Annotated in this window: 15 protein-coding genes; 14 read left to right on the top strand and 1 reads right to left on the bottom strand. The window is 44.4% G+C overall.

The window, feature by feature from the left end:
* Position 1 precedes the first annotated feature (1 nt).
* The 6 genes from ACVFI8_RS20210 to ACVFI8_RS20235 all read left to right on the top strand — a co-directional run bounded on the left by ACVFI8_RS20210 (position 2) and on the right by ACVFI8_RS20235 (position 6,420).
* Positions 2-2,188, top strand: coding sequence for a DNA internalization-related competence protein ComEC/Rec2 (locus ACVFI8_RS20210; protein WP_457872484.1), 2,187 nt, complete (start codon positions 2-4; stop codon positions 2,186-2,188).
* Positions 2,189-2,244: 56 nt separating this feature from the next.
* Positions 2,245-3,993 carry a lipid A export permease/ATP-binding protein MsbA gene (msbA, locus tag ACVFI8_RS20215; RefSeq protein WP_248711795.1) on the top strand — a complete coding sequence of 583 codons (1,749 nt, stop codon included), beginning with the start codon at positions 2,245-2,247 and terminating at the stop codon, positions 3,991-3,993.
* The gene (gene lpxK, locus ACVFI8_RS20220) at positions 3,993-4,979 is read left to right on the top strand and encodes a tetraacyldisaccharide 4'-kinase (RefSeq protein WP_457872485.1); all 987 of its coding nucleotides are present in this window, start codon (positions 3,993-3,995) and stop codon (positions 4,977-4,979) included. The genes msbA and lpxK overlap by 1 nt, the downstream gene beginning before the upstream one ends.
* Positions 4,963-5,151: a Trm112 family protein gene (locus ACVFI8_RS20225; protein WP_248711793.1), complete on the top strand. Its 189-nt coding sequence runs from the start codon at positions 4,963-4,965 to the stop codon at positions 5,149-5,151. Before lpxK ends, ACVFI8_RS20225 begins: the two co-directional genes overlap by 17 nt.
* Complete coding sequence (kdsB, locus tag ACVFI8_RS20230; RefSeq protein WP_248711792.1) at positions 5,148-5,882, top strand: 3-deoxy-manno-octulosonate cytidylyltransferase; 735 nt, start codon at positions 5,148-5,150, stop codon at positions 5,880-5,882. Before ACVFI8_RS20225 ends, kdsB begins: the two co-directional genes overlap by 4 nt.
* 61 nt (positions 5,883-5,943) lie before the next feature.
* Entirely contained in the window at positions 5,944-6,420 is a 477-nt protein-coding gene (locus tag ACVFI8_RS20235; protein ID WP_248711791.1) for a DUF2947 domain-containing protein, read from the top strand.
* Between the two features lie 89 nt (positions 6,421-6,509).
* Here ACVFI8_RS20235 and ACVFI8_RS20240 read toward each other — a convergent pair whose 3' ends face one another.
* Positions 6,510-7,781, bottom strand: a complete 1,272-nt coding sequence (locus ACVFI8_RS20240) for a citrate synthase (protein ID WP_248711790.1) — start codon at positions 7,779-7,781, stop codon at positions 6,510-6,512.
* A gap of 336 nt (positions 7,782-8,117) precedes the next feature.
* On the opposite strand from ACVFI8_RS20240, the gene sdhC reads away from it, so the two are divergent.
* The 8 genes from sdhC (at position 8,118) to sucD (ending at position 17,655) form a co-directional block, all read left to right on the top strand.
* Complete coding sequence (gene sdhC / locus ACVFI8_RS20245) at positions 8,118-8,561, top strand: succinate dehydrogenase cytochrome b556 subunit (RefSeq protein WP_248711789.1); 444 nt, start codon at positions 8,118-8,120, stop codon at positions 8,559-8,561.
* The gene (gene sdhD, locus ACVFI8_RS20250) at positions 8,555-8,896 is read left to right on the top strand and encodes a succinate dehydrogenase, hydrophobic membrane anchor protein (protein ID WP_248711788.1); all 342 of its coding nucleotides are present in this window, start codon (positions 8,555-8,557) and stop codon (positions 8,894-8,896) included. The genes sdhC and sdhD overlap by 7 nt, the downstream gene beginning before the upstream one ends.
* Before the next feature lie 5 nt (positions 8,897-8,901).
* Positions 8,902-10,671, top strand: coding sequence for a succinate dehydrogenase flavoprotein subunit (gene sdhA, locus ACVFI8_RS20255; protein WP_457872487.1), 1,770 nt, complete (start codon positions 8,902-8,904; stop codon positions 10,669-10,671).
* Between the two features lie 11 nt (positions 10,672-10,682).
* Positions 10,683-11,396: a succinate dehydrogenase iron-sulfur subunit gene (locus ACVFI8_RS20260; RefSeq protein ID WP_248711786.1), complete on the top strand. Its 714-nt coding sequence runs from the start codon at positions 10,683-10,685 to the stop codon at positions 11,394-11,396.
* A 123-nt stretch (positions 11,397-11,519) separates the two neighbouring features.
* On the top strand, positions 11,520-14,324 hold the full coding sequence (sucA, locus tag ACVFI8_RS20265) for a 2-oxoglutarate dehydrogenase E1 component (RefSeq protein WP_457872488.1): 2,805 nt from the start codon (positions 11,520-11,522) through the stop codon (positions 14,322-14,324).
* 21 nt (positions 14,325-14,345) lie between these two features.
* Positions 14,346-15,524 carry a 2-oxoglutarate dehydrogenase complex dihydrolipoyllysine-residue succinyltransferase gene (gene odhB, locus ACVFI8_RS20270; RefSeq protein ID WP_248711784.1) on the top strand — a complete coding sequence of 393 codons (1,179 nt, stop codon included), beginning with the start codon at positions 14,346-14,348 and terminating at the stop codon, positions 15,522-15,524.
* A gap of 92 nt (positions 15,525-15,616) precedes the next feature.
* Positions 15,617-16,783, top strand: a complete 1,167-nt coding sequence (gene sucC / locus ACVFI8_RS20275; RefSeq protein WP_248711783.1) for an ADP-forming succinate--CoA ligase subunit beta — start codon at positions 15,617-15,619, stop codon at positions 16,781-16,783.
* The gene (sucD, locus tag ACVFI8_RS20280) at positions 16,783-17,655 is read left to right on the top strand and encodes a succinate--CoA ligase subunit alpha (RefSeq protein WP_248711782.1); all 873 of its coding nucleotides are present in this window, start codon (positions 16,783-16,785) and stop codon (positions 17,653-17,655) included. The genes sucC and sucD overlap by 1 nt, the downstream gene beginning before the upstream one ends.
* Positions 17,656-17,808: the final 153 nt, after the last annotated feature.

Below are 17,808 nucleotides of genomic sequence, written 5' to 3' on the forward strand. Positions count from 1 at the left end.
AATGACATCATCACTCATGTGGCCGAGTGTTCTCAGCCTAACAGCCTTATATGTGAACTATATTGCATTGGTAGTGTTGCTCTGGAAACGTCACTACTTTATTGCTGGCTTCTTATTTGGACTTTGCTGGATCGCCAGCCACGCCATTCATTACCAATCTTGGGTTGATAGCGTACAACAAAAGGCCAGCAACTTTAGCATACATGGCAGCGTGTTGGCAGTTGATAATAATCAATATTGGCAAAAAATAACGGTAAGTATAAGCCAACTCAATGCTAAACGTAGTTTACCGTTGTGGCGGCCTAAAGTTATCTTATATCAGACTAAGAAATCTAAACAAGGGTCGCTTCAGCTTAGAGTGGGTCAATCGATACACGCGGTTGCCCGGTTAAAACCTGCTGTCGCCAGTTTAAACCCCGCAGGTTTTAATTATGCGCGCTGGTTAGTGTCACAATCCGTTATCGCTAAAGGCAGCGTTATATCATTGTCTGCGGAACAGAGCCAAGCTTCATTTCGTAGTGATTTGATTTCGACATTAGCGAATCAGCTACAGGCTTACCCATACGGCGGTGAAATGCTTGCCTTAATGGTGGGGGACAAGCGCTTGCTGAGTGACCAGCACATGCGCTTATATCGGGAAGCGGGGCTCAGCCACCTATTCGTATTATCAGGTTTACATTTAGGGATCATCGGGCTTTGGTCTTGGTATCTAGCAGCCTTTATCTGTCTGTTAGCGGGCAAGCAGCCTAGGCCAGTTTTGGCAGCGTTTAGCTTCATTTGTTGTCTTATTTATTGCTGGTTAGCGGGCTGGCAATTGCCGATGATTCGAGCGTTGATCATGTACGGCGGTGCTTTATCTACTGGTTTATTGCTCAGTCGTCGACCCTTGTGGCAGGGTATCTTAGTCAGTGCCTTTATTATTTTACTGCTGTGGCCGTTTAGCATATATAGCAATAGTCTTTGGTTATCATTTTCTGCAGTATCGATTGTACTATTGTGCCTGTGGATAGGCCCCAATAATCGTTTACTTATGCTGGTGTTTATTCAAGCTTCAATCAGTATTTTATTGATTCCAATTCAAGTTTTGCTGTTTGGTGTATTACCAAGTGCCGCGGTGTTGATCAATTTGGTCGCCGTGCCCATATTTACTGTATTGATGGTACCCATGGTCATGCTGCTGATGGCTTTATTGGTGAGCGAATGGGATATTTCCCAGCCATGGGCTGGGGTTGTTGATCAACTTTTTGCTTGGCTTCATCAAGCCTTAGTGATGATAAGTAACTATCAGGCCCTTAGCTTGACTCTACCGAAAGTGTCACTCGCTTTGCTCATAGTGATGGGCGGTTGCGGAGTGGCCTTACTGTTATATCGGCGCTGGCTGGCGGTGGTGTTTCTTAGTTTAGCTATCAGTATTCCGGCTATTTCGGCTATTTGGCTGAACCAACCGAAATGGCAGATTTTGGTTCTTGATGTTGGTCAAGGCTTGTCGGTACTTATATTGCACAATGACGAAGCCCTCATTTACGATAGCGGGGCGCGTTTTCGCAGCGGTTTCAATTATGCAGAGAGTGTCATTATACCGGTATTACGAGACCGACAAATTAAGACAGTGAAGTATATCATTACTAGCCATGGTGATAATGACCATGCTGGAGGAAGAGAGATTCTTGAGCAACGTTTTACATCTGCTGAAAAGTACTATGGACGAGACAAGCGCCTTCCCAAAGAGCGCTGTTCTGAACGAGTGCAATGGGCTGAATTAACATTGAGTTTTACGATTGCCGATAGCGGGCATGGGAATCAAGGGTCATGTGTCGTTTTTATCGAGGATGGACACTTTAGTTTGTTGCTTACTGGGGATATTGAGAAGCAAGCAGAGCAAATGCTATTGGCACAGGGATTAGCGTCCAGTACATTTTTAGTTAGCCCACATCACGGAAGTAATAGCTCTTCCTCTACTCCCTTTATCCGACAGCTAAAACCAGCAGTCGTTATACATAGTAGTGGAGCCTTTAATCGTTTTGGTTTTCCCAGTGATCAAGTTCTACAGCGCTATGCTGGCAGCCAGCAACATATCACCGGAAAGGAGGGGGCGATAACAATTAAAATTTATGACCGTTCATATCAAATAGAAAATCAACGCTATCGGCTAACTAGCCCATGGTATCAACAAATCATCAGTTGGTGATTTACCTATAAAACGCTAAACTAAGGCAATTTTTCCGATGGAATAACTTTGTCCTTATGATTCCAGAAACAGCTACCGATACAAAAGCAAATTATCTGCGCCTACTGAGCTACGTTAAAGATCGCAAGATTGGCTTGATAGTTGCCATTATTGGCATGATTGGTTATGGCGCCGTAGATACCTTATTTGTCTATTCGATTAAGCCGCTTATAGACGAAGGACTGACGGGTAATAACCCGGCAATACTCACTTATATGCCGATTTTTGTTTTAGGCATTGTACTACTACGTGGGCTATGTGGCTTTGCCAGTAGTTATGGCATGTCTTGGGTGGGGGGTCACCTTGTGATGAAGATCCAACGACAGATATTTAATCACTTAATGTTGATGCCCGTTTCATTTTTTGACAAAAACCCGACCGGAACTCTTTTGTCCAAAATTACCTATGACTCAAACCAAGTTAGCACGGCTGCAACCGCCAGCTTGGTTAACTTAGTGCGAGAAAGCGCCACCATAATTGGCTTGTTATGCTTAATGTTTTATAACAGCTGGCAACTATCTCTAATCTTTTTTGTCATTGGTCCTCCGGTAGGTTTTGCCATTAGCATGGTCAGTCGACGTTTTCGTAAAATTAGTACGCATTTGCAACATGCGGTGGGTAATGTCACCACCACTACTGAACAAATGTTAAATGGCCATCGTGAAATATTGTCCTTTGGCGGGCAACCCAAAGAAGAACAACGCTTTAACGAAGCGAGCAATATGATTCGTCGCCAACAAATGAAAATGGCAACGGTAGGCGCGATTGCCAACCCTGCGGTGCAGTTTATCGCGTCGATTGGTTTATCTATTGTATTATTTGCCGCTTCGTCACCTGAGCTAGTTGCCGAGCTGTCTCCTGGTACTTTCACTATTATCGTCACGTCGATGATGATGTTGCTCAAACCTCTGCGTGTGATTACCCAGCTAAATAATGATGTACAACGGGCTATGGCTGCCTGTACTAGCTTATTTACCGTGTTAGATATGGATACCGAAACAGATACTGGTAGGCATGAAGTGTCTGCGGTTAACGGTGATATTTGTTTCAAAGATGTTTCTTTTAAATACCCCACTAAGAATGAATTGGTATTAAAAGGAATAAACTTAAATATTGAAGCTGGTCAAACGGTGGCGCTAGTGGGTCGTTCAGGTAGCGGTAAAACCACTATTGCAAGCCTACTACCTAAATTATACGAAGTAACCAGTGGAGCGGTATTAATCGATGGCCTCCCTGTTCAAGATTACCGCTTAAAAAGTCTACGAAATCAATTTGCTCAAGTTTCTCAAACAGTACATTTGTTTAGTGGCACTATTGCTGAAAATATCGGTTACGCCAAAGACGGTGCAAGCCGAGAAGAGATAGAAAGAGTGGCTGAAATGGCCAACGTTTCAAGTTTTGTTGAAAAATTTGAAGATGGTTATGACACGATGATTGGAGAAAAAGGCGTCATGTTGTCTGGCGGTCAAAGACAACGTATCGCTATTGCTCGTGCTTTACTTAAGGATTCACCAATATTGATTCTTGACGAAGCGACATCAGCACTCGATACCGAGTCAGAGCGTAAAATCCAACAAGCTATCGATAGAGTGTGTTCAGATCGCACTGCTATCGTCATTGCTCACCGTTTATCTACTATTGAAAGCGCAGATATGATTGTTGTACTAGACGAAGGGGTAATTGTAGAGCAAGGTAGCCATGCTGAGTTGATGGACATAAAAGGAACTTATTACCAGCTTCATCAAATTCAGTTTGGTGAGAAGTAGTGAAGTTTTGGTACCAAGCATGTAGGCAGCACCCAGTGAAAACTGGCTTGTTGCTACCACTGAGTTACTTGTTCCGATTGGTTACCGCTCTTCGTCGCTTAGCATTTCGATGCGGCATTCTAAAGGTTTACCAAGCCAAGGTGCCTGTAGTCGTTGTAGGCAATATTAGTGTTGGTGGTAACGGAAAAACACCGGTAGTGCTAGCGCTAGTTGAGGCGGCAAAGCAGCAGGGCTTTCGCCCCGGAGTCGTCAGCAGAGGCTATGGAGCTAAAGCGCCCAGTTATCCTTATAATGTGGATAGAAATAGCTTGCCTGCGCACTGTGGGGATGAGCCTCTACTCATCCACCTACGCACAGAATGTCCAGTGGTGGTCGACCCCAATCGCTCGCAAGCCTGCCAAGCTATAATTGAGCATGACGTAAACCTAATTATTTGTGATGACGGTATGCAGCATTACGCCTTAGGTCGTGACCTTGAAATTGCTGTTATTGATGCTGAACGACGCTTAGGTAATCGTTTGTGTCTACCGGCTGGACCTTTAAGAGAGCCACCAGTTCGGCTTCGCTCGGTAGATATGATAGTGACGAATGGACAACCGGCTTTTTCCAGTGACAGCTTTGAGTTAACACTGCAAGCTTGCCCCATTAGACGAGTGAACGATAATAGCTTGGCCGACAACTTAACGTTCGCAGATCTTGCGTTCGCTGGTATAGGCAATCCGAAGCGCTTTTTCGAATCGCTTAAACAGTTAGGTATTGAGGTCTCGGAACAGTTAGCCTTGAGTGATCATCGACGACTGGAGCCTGAGCAGCAGCGAGAGTTTTTCAATAAAACACTGATTATGACTGAAAAAGATGCGATAAAATATCGTCAATCCGCAGGTGAAAATTGGTATTATTTGCCAGTTGATAGCAAGTTGCCAGAGAGCTTTTATCAACGATTCTTTAGTTTATTACAGGAAAAAACTGATGTCCGTCGATCATAATTTGTTAGAAATTGTTGCTTGTCCGCTGTGTAAAGGTAAATTACATTACGACAAAGTGAATAATGAATTAGTCTGTAAATTTGACCGCTTGGCTTACCCTATCAAGGATTCAATCCCGGTGTTACTGGCTGATGAAGCGCGAGAAATGTCTGCCAGTGAGTTGCCTCAATGAAGTTTGTAGTGGTTATTCCTGCTCGTTACCAGTCTACCCGTTTACCTGCTAAGCCTTTGCAAGACATTGCCGGAAAAACCATGATTGAGCGGGTCTATCTTCAAGCTTGTCAATCAGGGGCTGAACGGGTGGTCATTGCCACCGATGACCAACGTATCGTTACTGAAGCACAACGTTTTGGTGCTGAAGTGGTATTGACCGCAGCAACTCATGAGTCAGGTACAGAGCGCTTAGCTGAGGTGTGTGACAAGCTAGCATTTGATGCCGATACAATTGTCGTTAATGTACAAGGCGATGAGCCTCTCATTCCACCGGCTGTTATTAGTCAGGTTGCAGGTTTATTAGACGCTGCTCCGGATGTGAAGATGGCAAGTTTATCGGTACCCATCACTCATGATACTGATATTCACGATCCCAATGTGGTGAAGGTTGTTTGTGATAAACAAGAGCATGCTTTATATTTCAGTCGAGCAGCAGTGCCGCATGAACGTGATGGCGACTGGCAAATAGGTTCGCATTTTCGCCATATCGGTATTTATGCCTATCGCGCCCATTTCGTCGGCGAGTATTTGAAACTCACTCCTTCACCATTAGAAAAGATGGAAAAGTTAGAGCAGTTACGGGTGTTGTGGCATGGTTATAAAATAAAGATGGCAACCGCCATTGAAACACCCGCTCATGGCGTTGACACCCCGGAAGATTTAGAAAAAGTACGTGCCTTACTAAGCTAAATATCGGCAAACGCTATTGAGCTGATCTTTGGTTTTTTCTGTCACCAATATTAGAGAACGAATGAATTATATTGCCTTAAGTGAACACAAAAAAGCGTGGATATTTCGCCGAACCGACCTACCTATCAGCGAAGACGATACCACAGCGATTAAACCTATGACCGAAGAACGAGCGGCTGTTCTATGGAAAGATCTGGTGAGTAAGCAGGTAGACCACCCCGACTTTTTTAAAAAAGGTGATTGGGCTTTTAGCCTAGACACATGGAGTGAACAGGGTAATTGGGAAGATGTCTGGGATAGCCAGCAAAAGTCACTTCCCGATGAGTTACTTGAGCATTTACAGTGGCAAGATAACACAGTGGTTTATTATTGTAATGATCAGCGCTCAGTGATTGAAACCACTTGGGATGTATTTAAGCGGTGTTGGAAAAACTTTTTGTTCATGGATGATGGGGCTTTACTTATTGCAAAAAAACGCAGCGAAGTGGCTCAGTTTTTGTCTAATGGCAGTTACCAGTTAGGTCATAAACCTAAGTAGTCATAGCATTGTTTAACTATTTGAACGTATAAAAAATCCGAAACAAATGTTTCGGATTTTTGTATTAAGCGCTTAGTAAAGTAGTTTTTCTACTTAAATGGTCGTTGAGGTTCGCCAGTATATAACTGTCTTGGTCGACCAATGCGTTGCGTAGACTCTTCCATCATTTCTTTCCAGTGTGCAATCCAGCCCACGGTACGAGAAAGAGCAAAAATCACAGTAAACATACTGACTGGAATGCCGATCGCTTTTAAAACGATGCCTGAGTAGAAGTCAACATTAGGGAATAACTTCTTCTCTTTGAAGTAGGGGTCAGACAACGCGATACGTTCTAATTCCATTGCTACATCCAATAATGGATCATCAATGTTTAGTTCGTTGAGTACTTCATGACAACTTTCACGCATAACGGTAGCGCGTGGATCGTAGTTTTTGTAAACCCGATGACCAAAGCCCATTAAACGGAACGGGTCATTCTTGTCTTTAGCACGTTGAATAAATTCTGGTATGCGATCTACCGAACCAATTTCTTCGAGCATGTTCAAACAAGCTTCATTAGCTCCACCGTGAGCAGGACCCCATAGACAGGCTATGCCAGCAGCGATACAAGCAAATGGGTTTGCACCAGAAGAGCCCGCTAAACGAACCGTAGAAGTTGAAGCATTTTGTTCATGGTCTGCATGTAGGGTAAAAATGCGGTCCATGGCTTTTTCTACAACAGCACTCACCTTATATTCTTCAGTAGGTACTGAAAACATCATATTAAGGAAGTTTGCTGCGTAGCTTAAATCGTTGCGAGGATAAACGAAGGGTTGTCCTGCTGAATACTTGTAGCTCATTGCAGCAAGAGTCGGCATTTTTGAAATCAAGCGGTAAGCCGCGATTTCACGGTGGCGTTCGTTGGTGATATCCATTGAGTCATGATAAAACGCAGATAATGCGCCAACCACACCAACCATAATAGCCATTGGGTGTGAATCACGACGGAAGCCTTGGAAAAAGTGAATCAGCTGTTCATGCACCATAGTATGGCGAGTGACGGTGGTTTTGAATTTTTCGTATTGCTCGACGTTTGGTCGCTCGCCGAATAATAGAATGTAACAAACTTCAAGGTAATCAGCATGTTTTGCTAGGTCTTCGATAGAGTAACCTCTATGCAACAAAATGCCTTGCTCACCATCGATGTAGGTGATTTTTGATTCACATGAAGCGGTCGCTAAGAAACCTGGGTCAAAGGTAAAATACCCTTTCTTACCTAGTGTTCGAACATCAATTACGTCATGTCCTGCTGTACCAGACATAATAGGCAAATCATATGCCTCTTGGCCTGGTAGCGTTAGGGTGGCTTTATTGTCAGCCATAGCACGTCTCCCTTGCTTATTCTAATTGTATTGTTTTTTTGGATACAAAGCGCAGCACATTCTGACCCAGAACTAGGTCTATTGTCAATTAGCCTTGGTTGTGATTTGTGGGTACTTATATCGAAAATGTTAAAAATACGATTTAAGTTGGCTGTTTCGTAGCGTTAAAGTAGCCAAATGAAGGAAATGTTAATTGTATTTGTATTATGCGAGAGTTATACTTTATTCGAAGCGTGGCGCTAGTCCGAGCATTTTTTGCACAATGGAAATGTTGGTTTTTAGACTTTAGTCTAGTTTTAGGCCTTAAGTTCACAAAATTAACATTATCGCAACTCAATGCACTGTCCAGAGCCTGACTTTATAATCATAATAATACTCAAGGACCTGAGTGGGCAGAGAATCGTGAAAATAAAACAAAGACCAGTAAACCTCGACCTACAAACCATCAGATTTCCCATTACTGCTATTGCATCCATCTTGCATCGTGTTTCCGGTGTGATTACTTTCTTCGCCTTAGCTATTTTGTTAGGCCTACTCGCAGAGTCCCTTCACTCTGCAGAGGGTTTTGCAAATGTGCTGTCTATAATGGATAACTTCTTTGTAAAGTTAATCTTGTGGGCAAGCTTAACGGCGCTGATGTATCACATTGTGGGTGGAATACGCCACTTGATCATGGATATGGGCTATTGGGAAGAGTTAGACAGTGCCTCGTCTAGCGCTAAAATCTCATTCATTGTCACCGCTGTATTAGCGTTAATAATGGGAGTAATCGTATGGTAACTAACGCTGCAACATTTGGCCGAAGTGGAGTGCATGACTTTTTGCTCATCCGCGCAACAGCCATAATTTTAACTTTATACACCCTTTATATTATTGGCTTTATTGCGTGTACTGACGTGACTTACCAATCTTGGAGTGGTTTTTTCGCTTGGCTTCCAACCAAAGTTTTCACACTGCTAGCACTGCTATCTATGCTCATCCATGCTTGGATTGGCTTATGGCAAGTACTCACTGATTATGTGAAATGTGCGGCATTGCGAATGGGTTTACAGTTTTCTTTAACAGTTCTAGCGCTTGTTTACGTAGCTAGTGGCTTGTTTATTATTTGGGGGTAGGTCGAGTGGCTATTACTATTCGAGAATTCGATGCCGTAGTTATTGGCGCTGGCGGCGCAGGTATGCGTGCCGCTTTACAAATTTCAGAAGAGGGCAAATCTTGCGCTCTTATATCTAAAGTATTTCCTACGCGCTCTCACACCGTATCAGCCCAAGGCGGTATTACGGTGGCCTTAGGCAATTCACATAAAGATAATTGGCAATGGCACATGTACGATACTGTGAAAGGTTCAGACTACATTGGTGACCAAGACGCTATTGAGTATATGTGTAATGTGGGCCCAGAAGTCATCATTGAATTAGAAAAAATGGGTTTACCCTTTTCTCGATTCGAAGACGGTTCTATCTACCAACGACCATTTGGTGGTCAATCTAAAGAGTTTGGTGGTGAACAAGCTGCGCGCACAGCGGCTGCAGCAGACCGCACCGGTCATGCTTTGTTGCATACGCTGTATCAACAAAATGTTAAGAAAAAGACCACCATCTTTTCAGAATGGTATGCACTAGATTTAGTGAAAAATGCTGACGGCGATGTTGTCGGTTGTACCGCAATGGATATCGACAGCGGTGAAGTGGTGTACTTTAAAGCCAAAGCCACTGTGTTGGCGACTGGCGGAGCAGGACGAATTTTTGCTTCTACTACTAATGCCCACATTAACACCGGCGACGGCGTAGGCATGGCCTTGCGTGCTGGTGTACCGATTCAAGATATGGAAATGTGGCAGTTCCACCCAACGGGTATCGCAGGAGCGGGTGTATTGGTGACAGAAGGTTGTCGTGGCGAAGGCGGTTATCTACTCAACAAAGACGGCGAACGCTTTATGGAGCGTTACGCACCAAATGCTAAAGATTTGGCCGGTCGTGATGTTGTCGCTCGCTCTATGATGACTGAAATTCGAGAAGGTCGTGGTTGTGAAGGCCCATGGGGTCCGCACATTAAACTCAAACTTGACCATTTAGGCGAAGAAGTTTTAGAGAGTCGTTTACCCGGTATTTGTGAACTATCTCGTACCTTTGCTCACGTTGATCCAGTTAAAGAACCTATCCCTGTTATTCCGACTTGTCATTATCAAATGGGGGGAGTGCCGTGTAATGTTAATGGTCAAGCCATAACCCAAAATGACAAGGGTGAAGACGAAATTATTACGGGTTTATTTGCGGTAGGTGAAATTGCTTGTGTATCGGTGCATGGAGCTAACCGACTTGGTGGTAATTCTCTACTTGATTTAGTGGTATTTGGTCGCGCTGCGGGTAAGTTCCTTGGTGAGTATCTCAATGATGACATCAATATGGTTGACGCAACAGAGGCAGAGTTAGAGGCTGCTATGGCACGTTATAATCGTTGGGAAAACTCTACGGCCGACGGTGAAGACCCGGTGCAAATTCGTAAAGACTTACAGCAATGTATGCAACTTAACTTTTCGGTATTCCGAGAAGGTGAGTCGATGGCTCAGGGCCTCGAAGAGCTTCAAGCAATTCGTAAACGTCTCGAAAACGCGCGTCTTGATGACAAATCAACAGACTTTAATACTCAGCGAGTAGAGTGTTTGGAATTAGATAATCTTATGGCAACGGCTATCGCAACTGCCCATGCTGCTAATTTCCGTACTGAGAGCCGTGGCGCACATAGTCGTTTCGATTACCCTGAACGTGATGATGCAAATTGGCTATGCCACTCGTTGTTTAGTCCAGATACTGAGTCCATGGGGCGTCGTGAGGTGAATATGTCACCTAATCTACGTGAAGCATTTGAACCTAAAATTCGCACATATTAAGGAGGCGGCAAATGAACGTTAATTTTTCTTTGTACCGCTACAACCCAGATACTGATGCAAAGCCAAAGATGAAGTCATATCAGCTTGAGGTCCCTGAGGGCTCTGATATGATGGTACTAGATGCTTTGATTTTACTTAAAGAACAAGACCCTAGCATAGCTTTTCGTCGCTCTTGCCGCGAAGGGGTTTGTGGTTCAGATGGTATCAACATGAATGGCAAAAATGGTTTGGCATGCATTACACCGCTGTCAGATCTCTTAGGAAAAGGGGATATCGTGATTCGCCCCCTTCCTGGTCTACCTGTAGTCCGCGACCTAGTTGTGGATATGGGGCAGTTTTATGATAACTATGCTCGCATTAAGCCATTTTTGATTAATGATGAGCAAATTCCACCGGCTCGTGAGCATTTACAGAGCCCAGAAGAGCGCGAAAAGATAGATGGTATGTACGAATGTATCCTTTGTGCATGTTGTTCTACTTCTTGCCCATCTTTTTGGTGGAATCCCGACAAATTTGTTGGCCCAGCTGGCTTGTTAGCCGCTTATCGTTGGTTGGCTGATAGTCGTGATACAGCAACAGATGAACGCCTAGCAGAATTAGATGATGCATTTAGCGTTTTTCGTTGCCATGGCATCATGAATTGTGTAAGTGTTTGTCCTAAAGGATTAAACCCGACAAAAGCTATCGGTCACATTAAATCGATGCTGATAAAACGGGCTGTTTAGCAAATAGTTAATTTTTTTATTAACTGCTTCTAAATAGCCATTTTACCTCGGTAGAATGGCTATTTTTTTATCAAACCCTATTAAGTCAAATAGTGACGTAGAAAAGAAAGGGATAGCGTTTAAATGCAAAATGGCGTAATGAAGGCCTGGCTAGAGTCCTCGCATTTAGCTGGTGCTAATTCGACCTATATTGAAGACCTCTATGAGGCATTTTTAGAAGACCCTTCGTCTGTATCAGAAGAATGGCAGCAGGTATTCTCTGATTTACCCGCTGTAGATGGTGCAGTAGAAGACACCCCTCACGCTCCTATCCGTGATTATTTTCGTCGTTTAGCGAAAGACACATCACGATTTAGTTCTCCGGTAGAAGATCCACAACACGGCGCCAAGCAAGTTAAAGTATTGCAGTTGATTAATGCTTATCGCTTCCGTGGCCATCAACATGCCCAATTAGACCCTCTAGGTCTTTGGCAGCAAGAACGTGTTGCTGATTTGTCTCCCGAGTTTCACGCCTTAGATAGTGCAGATTTCGAAGAAACCTTCAACGTAGGTTCTTATGCTATTGGTAAAGACACCATGGCGCTTAAAGACATTCATAAGTCTTTACTGAAAACTTATTGTGGCTCTATCGGTGCCGAGTATATGCACATTACCGATACTGACGAAAAACGCTGGATCCAAAGCCGTTTAGAGTCGGTAGAAGGTCAAGGTGAATTTACTCAAGAAGATCGAGTACGCTTTTTGAAAAGCTTAACCGCTGCTGAAGGCCTTGAAAAATACTTAGGCGCAAAATTTCCAGGGGCAAAACGCTTTTCTTTAGAAGGCGGTGATAGCCTTTTGGTGATGCTCAAAGAAATTGTTCGTTCTGCTGGTATTCAGGGAACCAAAGAAGTGGTGGTGGGCATGGCTCACCGCGGGCGTCTCAATGTACTGGTTAACGTATTAGGTAAAAATCCATCAGAGCTATTTGATGAGTTTGCCGGTAAAAAGCACGATGAAACTTGGGGCACTGGTGATGTTAAGTACCACCAAGGGTTTAGTTCAGATTTTGCGACCCCCGGCGGTAACGTACACATGTCATTGGCGTTTAACCCATCTCACTTAGAGATCGTTAATCCGGTGGTTATGGGGTCAGTTCGTGCTCGTCAAGATCGCCGCGCGGGTGAAAACTGCTTACCGATTACTATCCATGGTGACTCGGCTATCGCGGGTCAAGGCGTAGTACAAGAAACTTTTAATATGTCACAAGCTCGTGGCTTTAAAGTTGGTGGTACGGTTCGAATCGTGGTCAACAACCAGGTTGGTTTCACTACGTCTAATCCAAGAGATACGCGCTCTACTCAATATTGTACTGATATTGCCAAAATGGTTCAGGCGCCTATTTTCCATGTAAATGGTGATGACCCTGAAGCGGTAGCATTTGTTAGCCAAATGGCCCTTGATTACCGCAATACCTTTAAACGTGATGTAGTTATCGACTTAGTATGTTACCGACGTCATGGTCACAATGAAGCCGATGAGCCTAATGCAACGCAGCCTTTGATGTATCAAAAAATTAAGAAACATCCTACGCCGCGTAAAGTGTATGCCGACATTATGATCGAGCGCGGTCAGTTGGAAAGTGCTGACGCTACCGCATTGGTTAATGGCTATCGCGATCAGCTTGATAATGGTGATTGCGTCGTTGAAGAATGGCGTCCAATGACTGAGCACAGTGTTGACTGGCGACCATACTTAGGGCACGAATGGGATATGGACTACGATACGTCGCTGTCTATTCAAGCTGTTCAGGACTTAGGCGAGCGTCTGACTACATTACCTGAAGAACACGTTTTACATCCGCGAGTTCGCAAAATCAATGATGACCGAGGCCTAATGACTCGCGGCGAAAAGCCGGTTGATTGGGGTTTTGCCGAAAACTTAGCGTATGCGAGCTTGCTTGATGAAAAGCAAAATATTCGTATTACAGGCCAGGATTCAGGTCGGGGAACTTTTTTCCACCGCCATGCGGTATTACATAATCAAACTGATGCTTCTACCTATGTGCCGTTGAAGAATTTATCTGAAGAGCAAGGCCATTTAGCTCTGTTTGATTCGGTGTTATCTGAAGAAGCGGTGCTCGCTTTTGAATATGGTTACACGACTGCTGAGCCTTCAACCTTAGTCATCTGGGAAGCACAGTTTGGCGATTTTGCCAATGGTGCCCAAGTGGTTATCGATCAATTCTTATCATCTGGTGAGCAAAAATGGGGCCGTATGTGTGGCTTAGTGATGTTGCTTCCTCATGGTTATGAAGGGCAGGGGCCAGAGCACTCATCTGCGCGTTTAGAGCGTTACTTACAACTTTGTGCCGAGCACAATATGCAAGTATGTGTGCCCTCGACCCCTTCTCAGGTTTACCACATGTTACGCCGTCAACAGGTTCGCCCTATGCGTCGTCCGTTGGTAGTTATGTCACCTAAGTCTTTGCTACGTCATCCACTAGCGGTGTCTAGTCTTGAGGAGTTAGCCGACGGTAAGTTTTACAATGCTATTGGTGAAGTTGACGAGTTAGACCCTGCGCAAGTTCGCCAAGTAGTCATGTGTTCGGGGAAAGTTTATTACGACCTGCTAGAACAGCGCCGTAAGAATGAGCAAACAGACGTAGCATTGATACGTATCGAGCAACTCTACCCATTCCCAGACCAAGATGTTAAAGAAATCTTTGAGCAGTACCAACATGTTGAACGATTTGTGTGGTGTCAGGAAGAACCACTAAACCAAGGTGCTTGGTATAGTAGCCAACATCATTTTAAATCGGTAATCCCTGCCGGAGCAGACTTACGTTATGCTGGTCGACCAGCATCTGCGTCACCTGCGGTTGGGTATATGTCCCTTCACTTGAAACAACAACGCGCGCTAGTTACTGATGCGTTGACAGTTGAATAAAAAAGAATAAAGGAAGCTTTAATGAGCATTGAAATAAAAGTGCCAGACCTACCTGAATCAGTAGCGGATGCGTCGATTGCCACGTGGCATAAACAGCCAGGCGATACAGTAGAGCGTGACGAAGTTATTGTTGATATCGAAACCGATAAAGTGGTGCTTGAAGTGCCAGCAATGGAAGCCGGTGTTTTAGAAGAAATTATCGAAGCAGAAGGCGCTACGGTTCTTGGACAACAAGTGATCGGCAAAATGAAAGCAGGCGCAGTTGCAGGCGAAGAAGTGACTAGCAAGACTGCAGACACTAGCGCGGCAGACAGCGGCGACGAATTGTCTCCTTCTGTTCGTCGGTTGGTGGCAGAGAAGGGCATCGACGCATCTGCAATCAAAGGCACTGGCCCAAGTGGTCGTGTTACTAAAGAAGATGTTGAAGCACATATTGCTAAACCAGCCGCCTCAGAAACTAAAGCTAAAGTAGACGCCGCTCCACAAGCGCCTCTATCTTCACGTAGCCAAAAACGTGTAGCAATGACACGGTTACGTAAGCGTGTTGCAGAGCGCTTATTAGAAGCAAAAAATACCACAGCGATGTTAACTACCTTTAATGAAGTTAACATGAAACCCATCATGACGTTGCGTAAGCAATATCAAGAAGTGTTTGAGAAGCGTCACGACATTCGTTTAGGCTTTATGTCGTTCTACGTTAAAGCGGTGGTAGAAGCGCTAAAACGTTTCCCTGAAGTTAACGCCTCTATTGATGGCGATGAAATTGTTTACCACAACTATTTCGATGTCAGCATTGCTGTCTCAACGCCGCGTGGTTTAGTGACACCTGTGCTGCGTGATTGCGATTTGCTCAGTGTTGCCGATATCGAAAAAGGTATTCGCGAACTAGCAATTAAGGGCCGTGATGGCAAACTCACCGTAGATGAGTTAACCGGCGGTAACTTCACCATTACTAACGGTGGTGTATTTGGCTCTCTAATGTCAACGCCAATTATTAATCCGCCGCAAAGTGCCATTTTAGGCATGCACAAAATTCAAGACCGACCAATGGCTGTGAATGGCCAAGTGGAAATTCTACCAATGATGTACTTAGCGTTGTCCTATGACCACCGTTTGGTAGATGGAAAAGAGTCTGTTGGTTTCTTGGTAACCATTAAAGAGTTACTTGAAGATCCAACACGTTTGTTGCTCGACGTGTAATAAAAGTTTGTTTTGGGCCTGAATTTCAGGCCCTTATTCGGAAAGGTGTGCAGCACCTAACATGTATCCCCTAACACTATGGATAGAACATCATGAATTTGCATGAATATCAGGCCAAGCAATTATTTGCCGACTATGGCTTGCCAGTGCCAGAAGGTTACGCCTGTGATACCCCACAAGAAGCAGCTGAAGCTGCGGGCAAAATCCCTGGCACTACATGGGTAGTTAAAACTCAAGTTCACGCAGGTGGACGCGGTAAAGCCGGCGGCGTAAAAGTAACGTCTGATAAAGAAGAAATTAAAGCATTTGCCCAGCAATGGTTAGGCAAAAACTTAGTGACTTATCAAACTGATGCTAATGGCCAGCCAGTATCAAAAATCTTAGTAGAAGAGGCTTCAGATATTGCTAATGAGCTGTATTTAGGCGCTGTTGTTGACCGTGCTTCACGTCGGGTGGTGTTTATGGCATCAACTGAAGGTGGCATGGAAATCGAAAAAGTTGCTGAAGAAACGCCTGAGTTAATTCATCAAATGGCGATAGACCCATTAGTCGGTCCTCAAGCCTATCAAGCGCGTGAATTGGCATTTAAGTTGGGCCTAGAAGGTAACCAAATTCGCCAATTTACTAAAATCTTTATCGGTTTAGCTGAAATGTTCACTGATCATGATTTAGCCTTGCTAGAAATTAACCCACTGGTCGTGACTGGTAGTGGCGATTTAATCTGTCTAGACGGCAAAATTAACATCGATTCAAATGCGATGTATCGCCAGCCTAAACTGCGCGAGATGCACGATCCTTCGCAAGAAGATGAGCGTGAAGCGCATGCTGCACAATGGGAGCTAAACTACGTAGCGCTAGATGGAAGCATTGGTTGTATGGTAAATGGTGCTGGCCTTGCGATGGGTACCATGGATATCGTGCAATTACATGGCGGTTCTCCAGCCAACTTCCTTGATGTTGGTGGCGGTGCAACTAAAGAACGTGTTACAGAAGCATTCAAGATCATCTTGTCAGACGACAAAGTGAAAGCTGTACTGGTAAACATTTTTGGCGGTATTGTTCGTTGTGATTTAATCGCTGACGGTATTATTGGCGCCGTAGAAGAAGTTGGTGTGAGTGTACCAGTTGTTGTTCGCCTTGAAGGTAACAATGCAGAATTAGGTACCCAACGTTTGGCTGAGTCAGGCCTTAACATTATTGCAGCAACCAGCTTAACTGACGCTGCAGAGCAAGTAGTTAAAGCAGCGGAGGCCAAATAATGAGCATTTTAATCGACAAAAATACCAAGGTGATCTGTCAGGGTTTCACGGGTGGACAGGGTACTTTTCACTCAGAACAAGCGATTGAGTACGGAACCCAAATGGTGGGTGGTGTATCACCTGGTAAAGGTGGTCAAACGCATTTAGGTCTGCCTGTATTTAATACCGTAAGTGAAGCAGTACAAGCTACTGGCGCTGATGCTACAGTAATCTATGTACCCGCGCCATTTTGTAAAGACGCTATCTTAGAAGCCATTGCTGCAGGCATTAAAATCATCATCACTATTACTGAAGGCATCCCAACTTTAGATATGCTTGACGTGAAAGTGAAGCTAGATGAAGCCGGTGCACGTATGATTGGCCCTAACTGCCCAGGTGTTATCACGCCTGATCAGTGTAAAATTGGCATCATGCCTGGTCACATTCATCAAGCAGGTAAAGTGGGTATCGTATCACGTTCTGGTACACTCACTTATGAAGCGGTTAAGCAGACTACAGATGAAGGTTTCGGTCAATCTACCTGTGTTGGTATCGGTGGGGACCCCATTCCTGGTTCAAACTTCATCGACATTCTAGAAATGTTCCAAAACGACCCTAAAACCGAAGCCATTGTAATGATTGGCGAAATTGGTGGTAGTGCGGAAGAAGAAGCTGCGGCATATATTAAAGCCAATGTAACTAAACCTGTTGTATCTTACATCGCGGGTGTTACAGCTCCTCCTGGCAAGCGCATGGGCCACGCTGGTGCCATTATCGCTGGCGGTAAAGGTACTGCAGCAGATAAGTTTGCTGCCTTAGAAGATGCGGGTGTGAAAACGGTTCGTAGCTTAGCCGATATAGGCAAAGCACTCCGTGAAATTACCGGCTGGTAAGCATTAAACTCTTTATGAAGGCGCCAACAGGCGCCTTTTTTTTGGTCGCTGCGGCTCAAACATTGCTCTAGATGTCGCCACTCTGCTTTATAACTCGCGCACTCACTATCTCAATGAAATTGAGTATCAAGACCAGTTTGCGCAGAGCGTGAA

This window comes from Agarivorans sp. MS3-6 (assembly GCF_054112545.1).

Excerpts from the sequence above, each read along its gene's own strand:
- sdhC (WP_248711789.1), top strand. The coding sequence starts at position 8,118 with ATGCACTGTCCAGAGCCTGACTTTATAATCATAATAATACTCAAGGAC.
- sdhD (WP_248711788.1), top strand. The coding sequence starts at position 8,555 with ATGGTAACTAACGCTGCAACATTTGGCCGAAGTGGAGTGCATGACTTT.
- ACVFI8_RS20210 (WP_457872484.1), top strand. The coding sequence starts at position 2 with ATGACATCATCACTCATGTGGCCGAGTGTTCTCAGCCTAACAGCCTTA.
- sucC (WP_248711783.1), top strand. The coding sequence starts at position 15,617 with ATGAATTTGCATGAATATCAGGCCAAGCAATTATTTGCCGACTATGGC.
- ACVFI8_RS20235 (WP_248711791.1), top strand. The coding sequence starts at position 5,944 with ATGAATTATATTGCCTTAAGTGAACACAAAAAAGCGTGGATATTTCGC.
- msbA (WP_248711795.1), top strand. The coding sequence starts at position 2,245 with ATGATTCCAGAAACAGCTACCGATACAAAAGCAAATTATCTGCGCCTA.
- sucA (WP_457872488.1), top strand. The coding sequence starts at position 11,520 with ATGCAAAATGGCGTAATGAAGGCCTGGCTAGAGTCCTCGCATTTAGCT.
- ACVFI8_RS20260 (WP_248711786.1), top strand. The coding sequence starts at position 10,683 with ATGAACGTTAATTTTTCTTTGTACCGCTACAACCCAGATACTGATGCA.
- ACVFI8_RS20225 (WP_248711793.1), top strand. The coding sequence starts at position 4,963 with ATGTCCGTCGATCATAATTTGTTAGAAATTGTTGCTTGTCCGCTGTGT.
- kdsB (WP_248711792.1), top strand. The coding sequence starts at position 5,148 with ATGAAGTTTGTAGTGGTTATTCCTGCTCGTTACCAGTCTACCCGTTTA.
- odhB (WP_248711784.1), top strand. The coding sequence starts at position 14,346 with ATGAGCATTGAAATAAAAGTGCCAGACCTACCTGAATCAGTAGCGGAT.
- ACVFI8_RS20240 (WP_248711790.1), bottom strand. The coding sequence starts at position 7,781 with ATGGCTGACAATAAAGCCACCCTAACGCTACCAGGCCAAGAGGCATAT.
- sucD (WP_248711782.1), top strand. The coding sequence starts at position 16,783 with ATGAGCATTTTAATCGACAAAAATACCAAGGTGATCTGTCAGGGTTTC.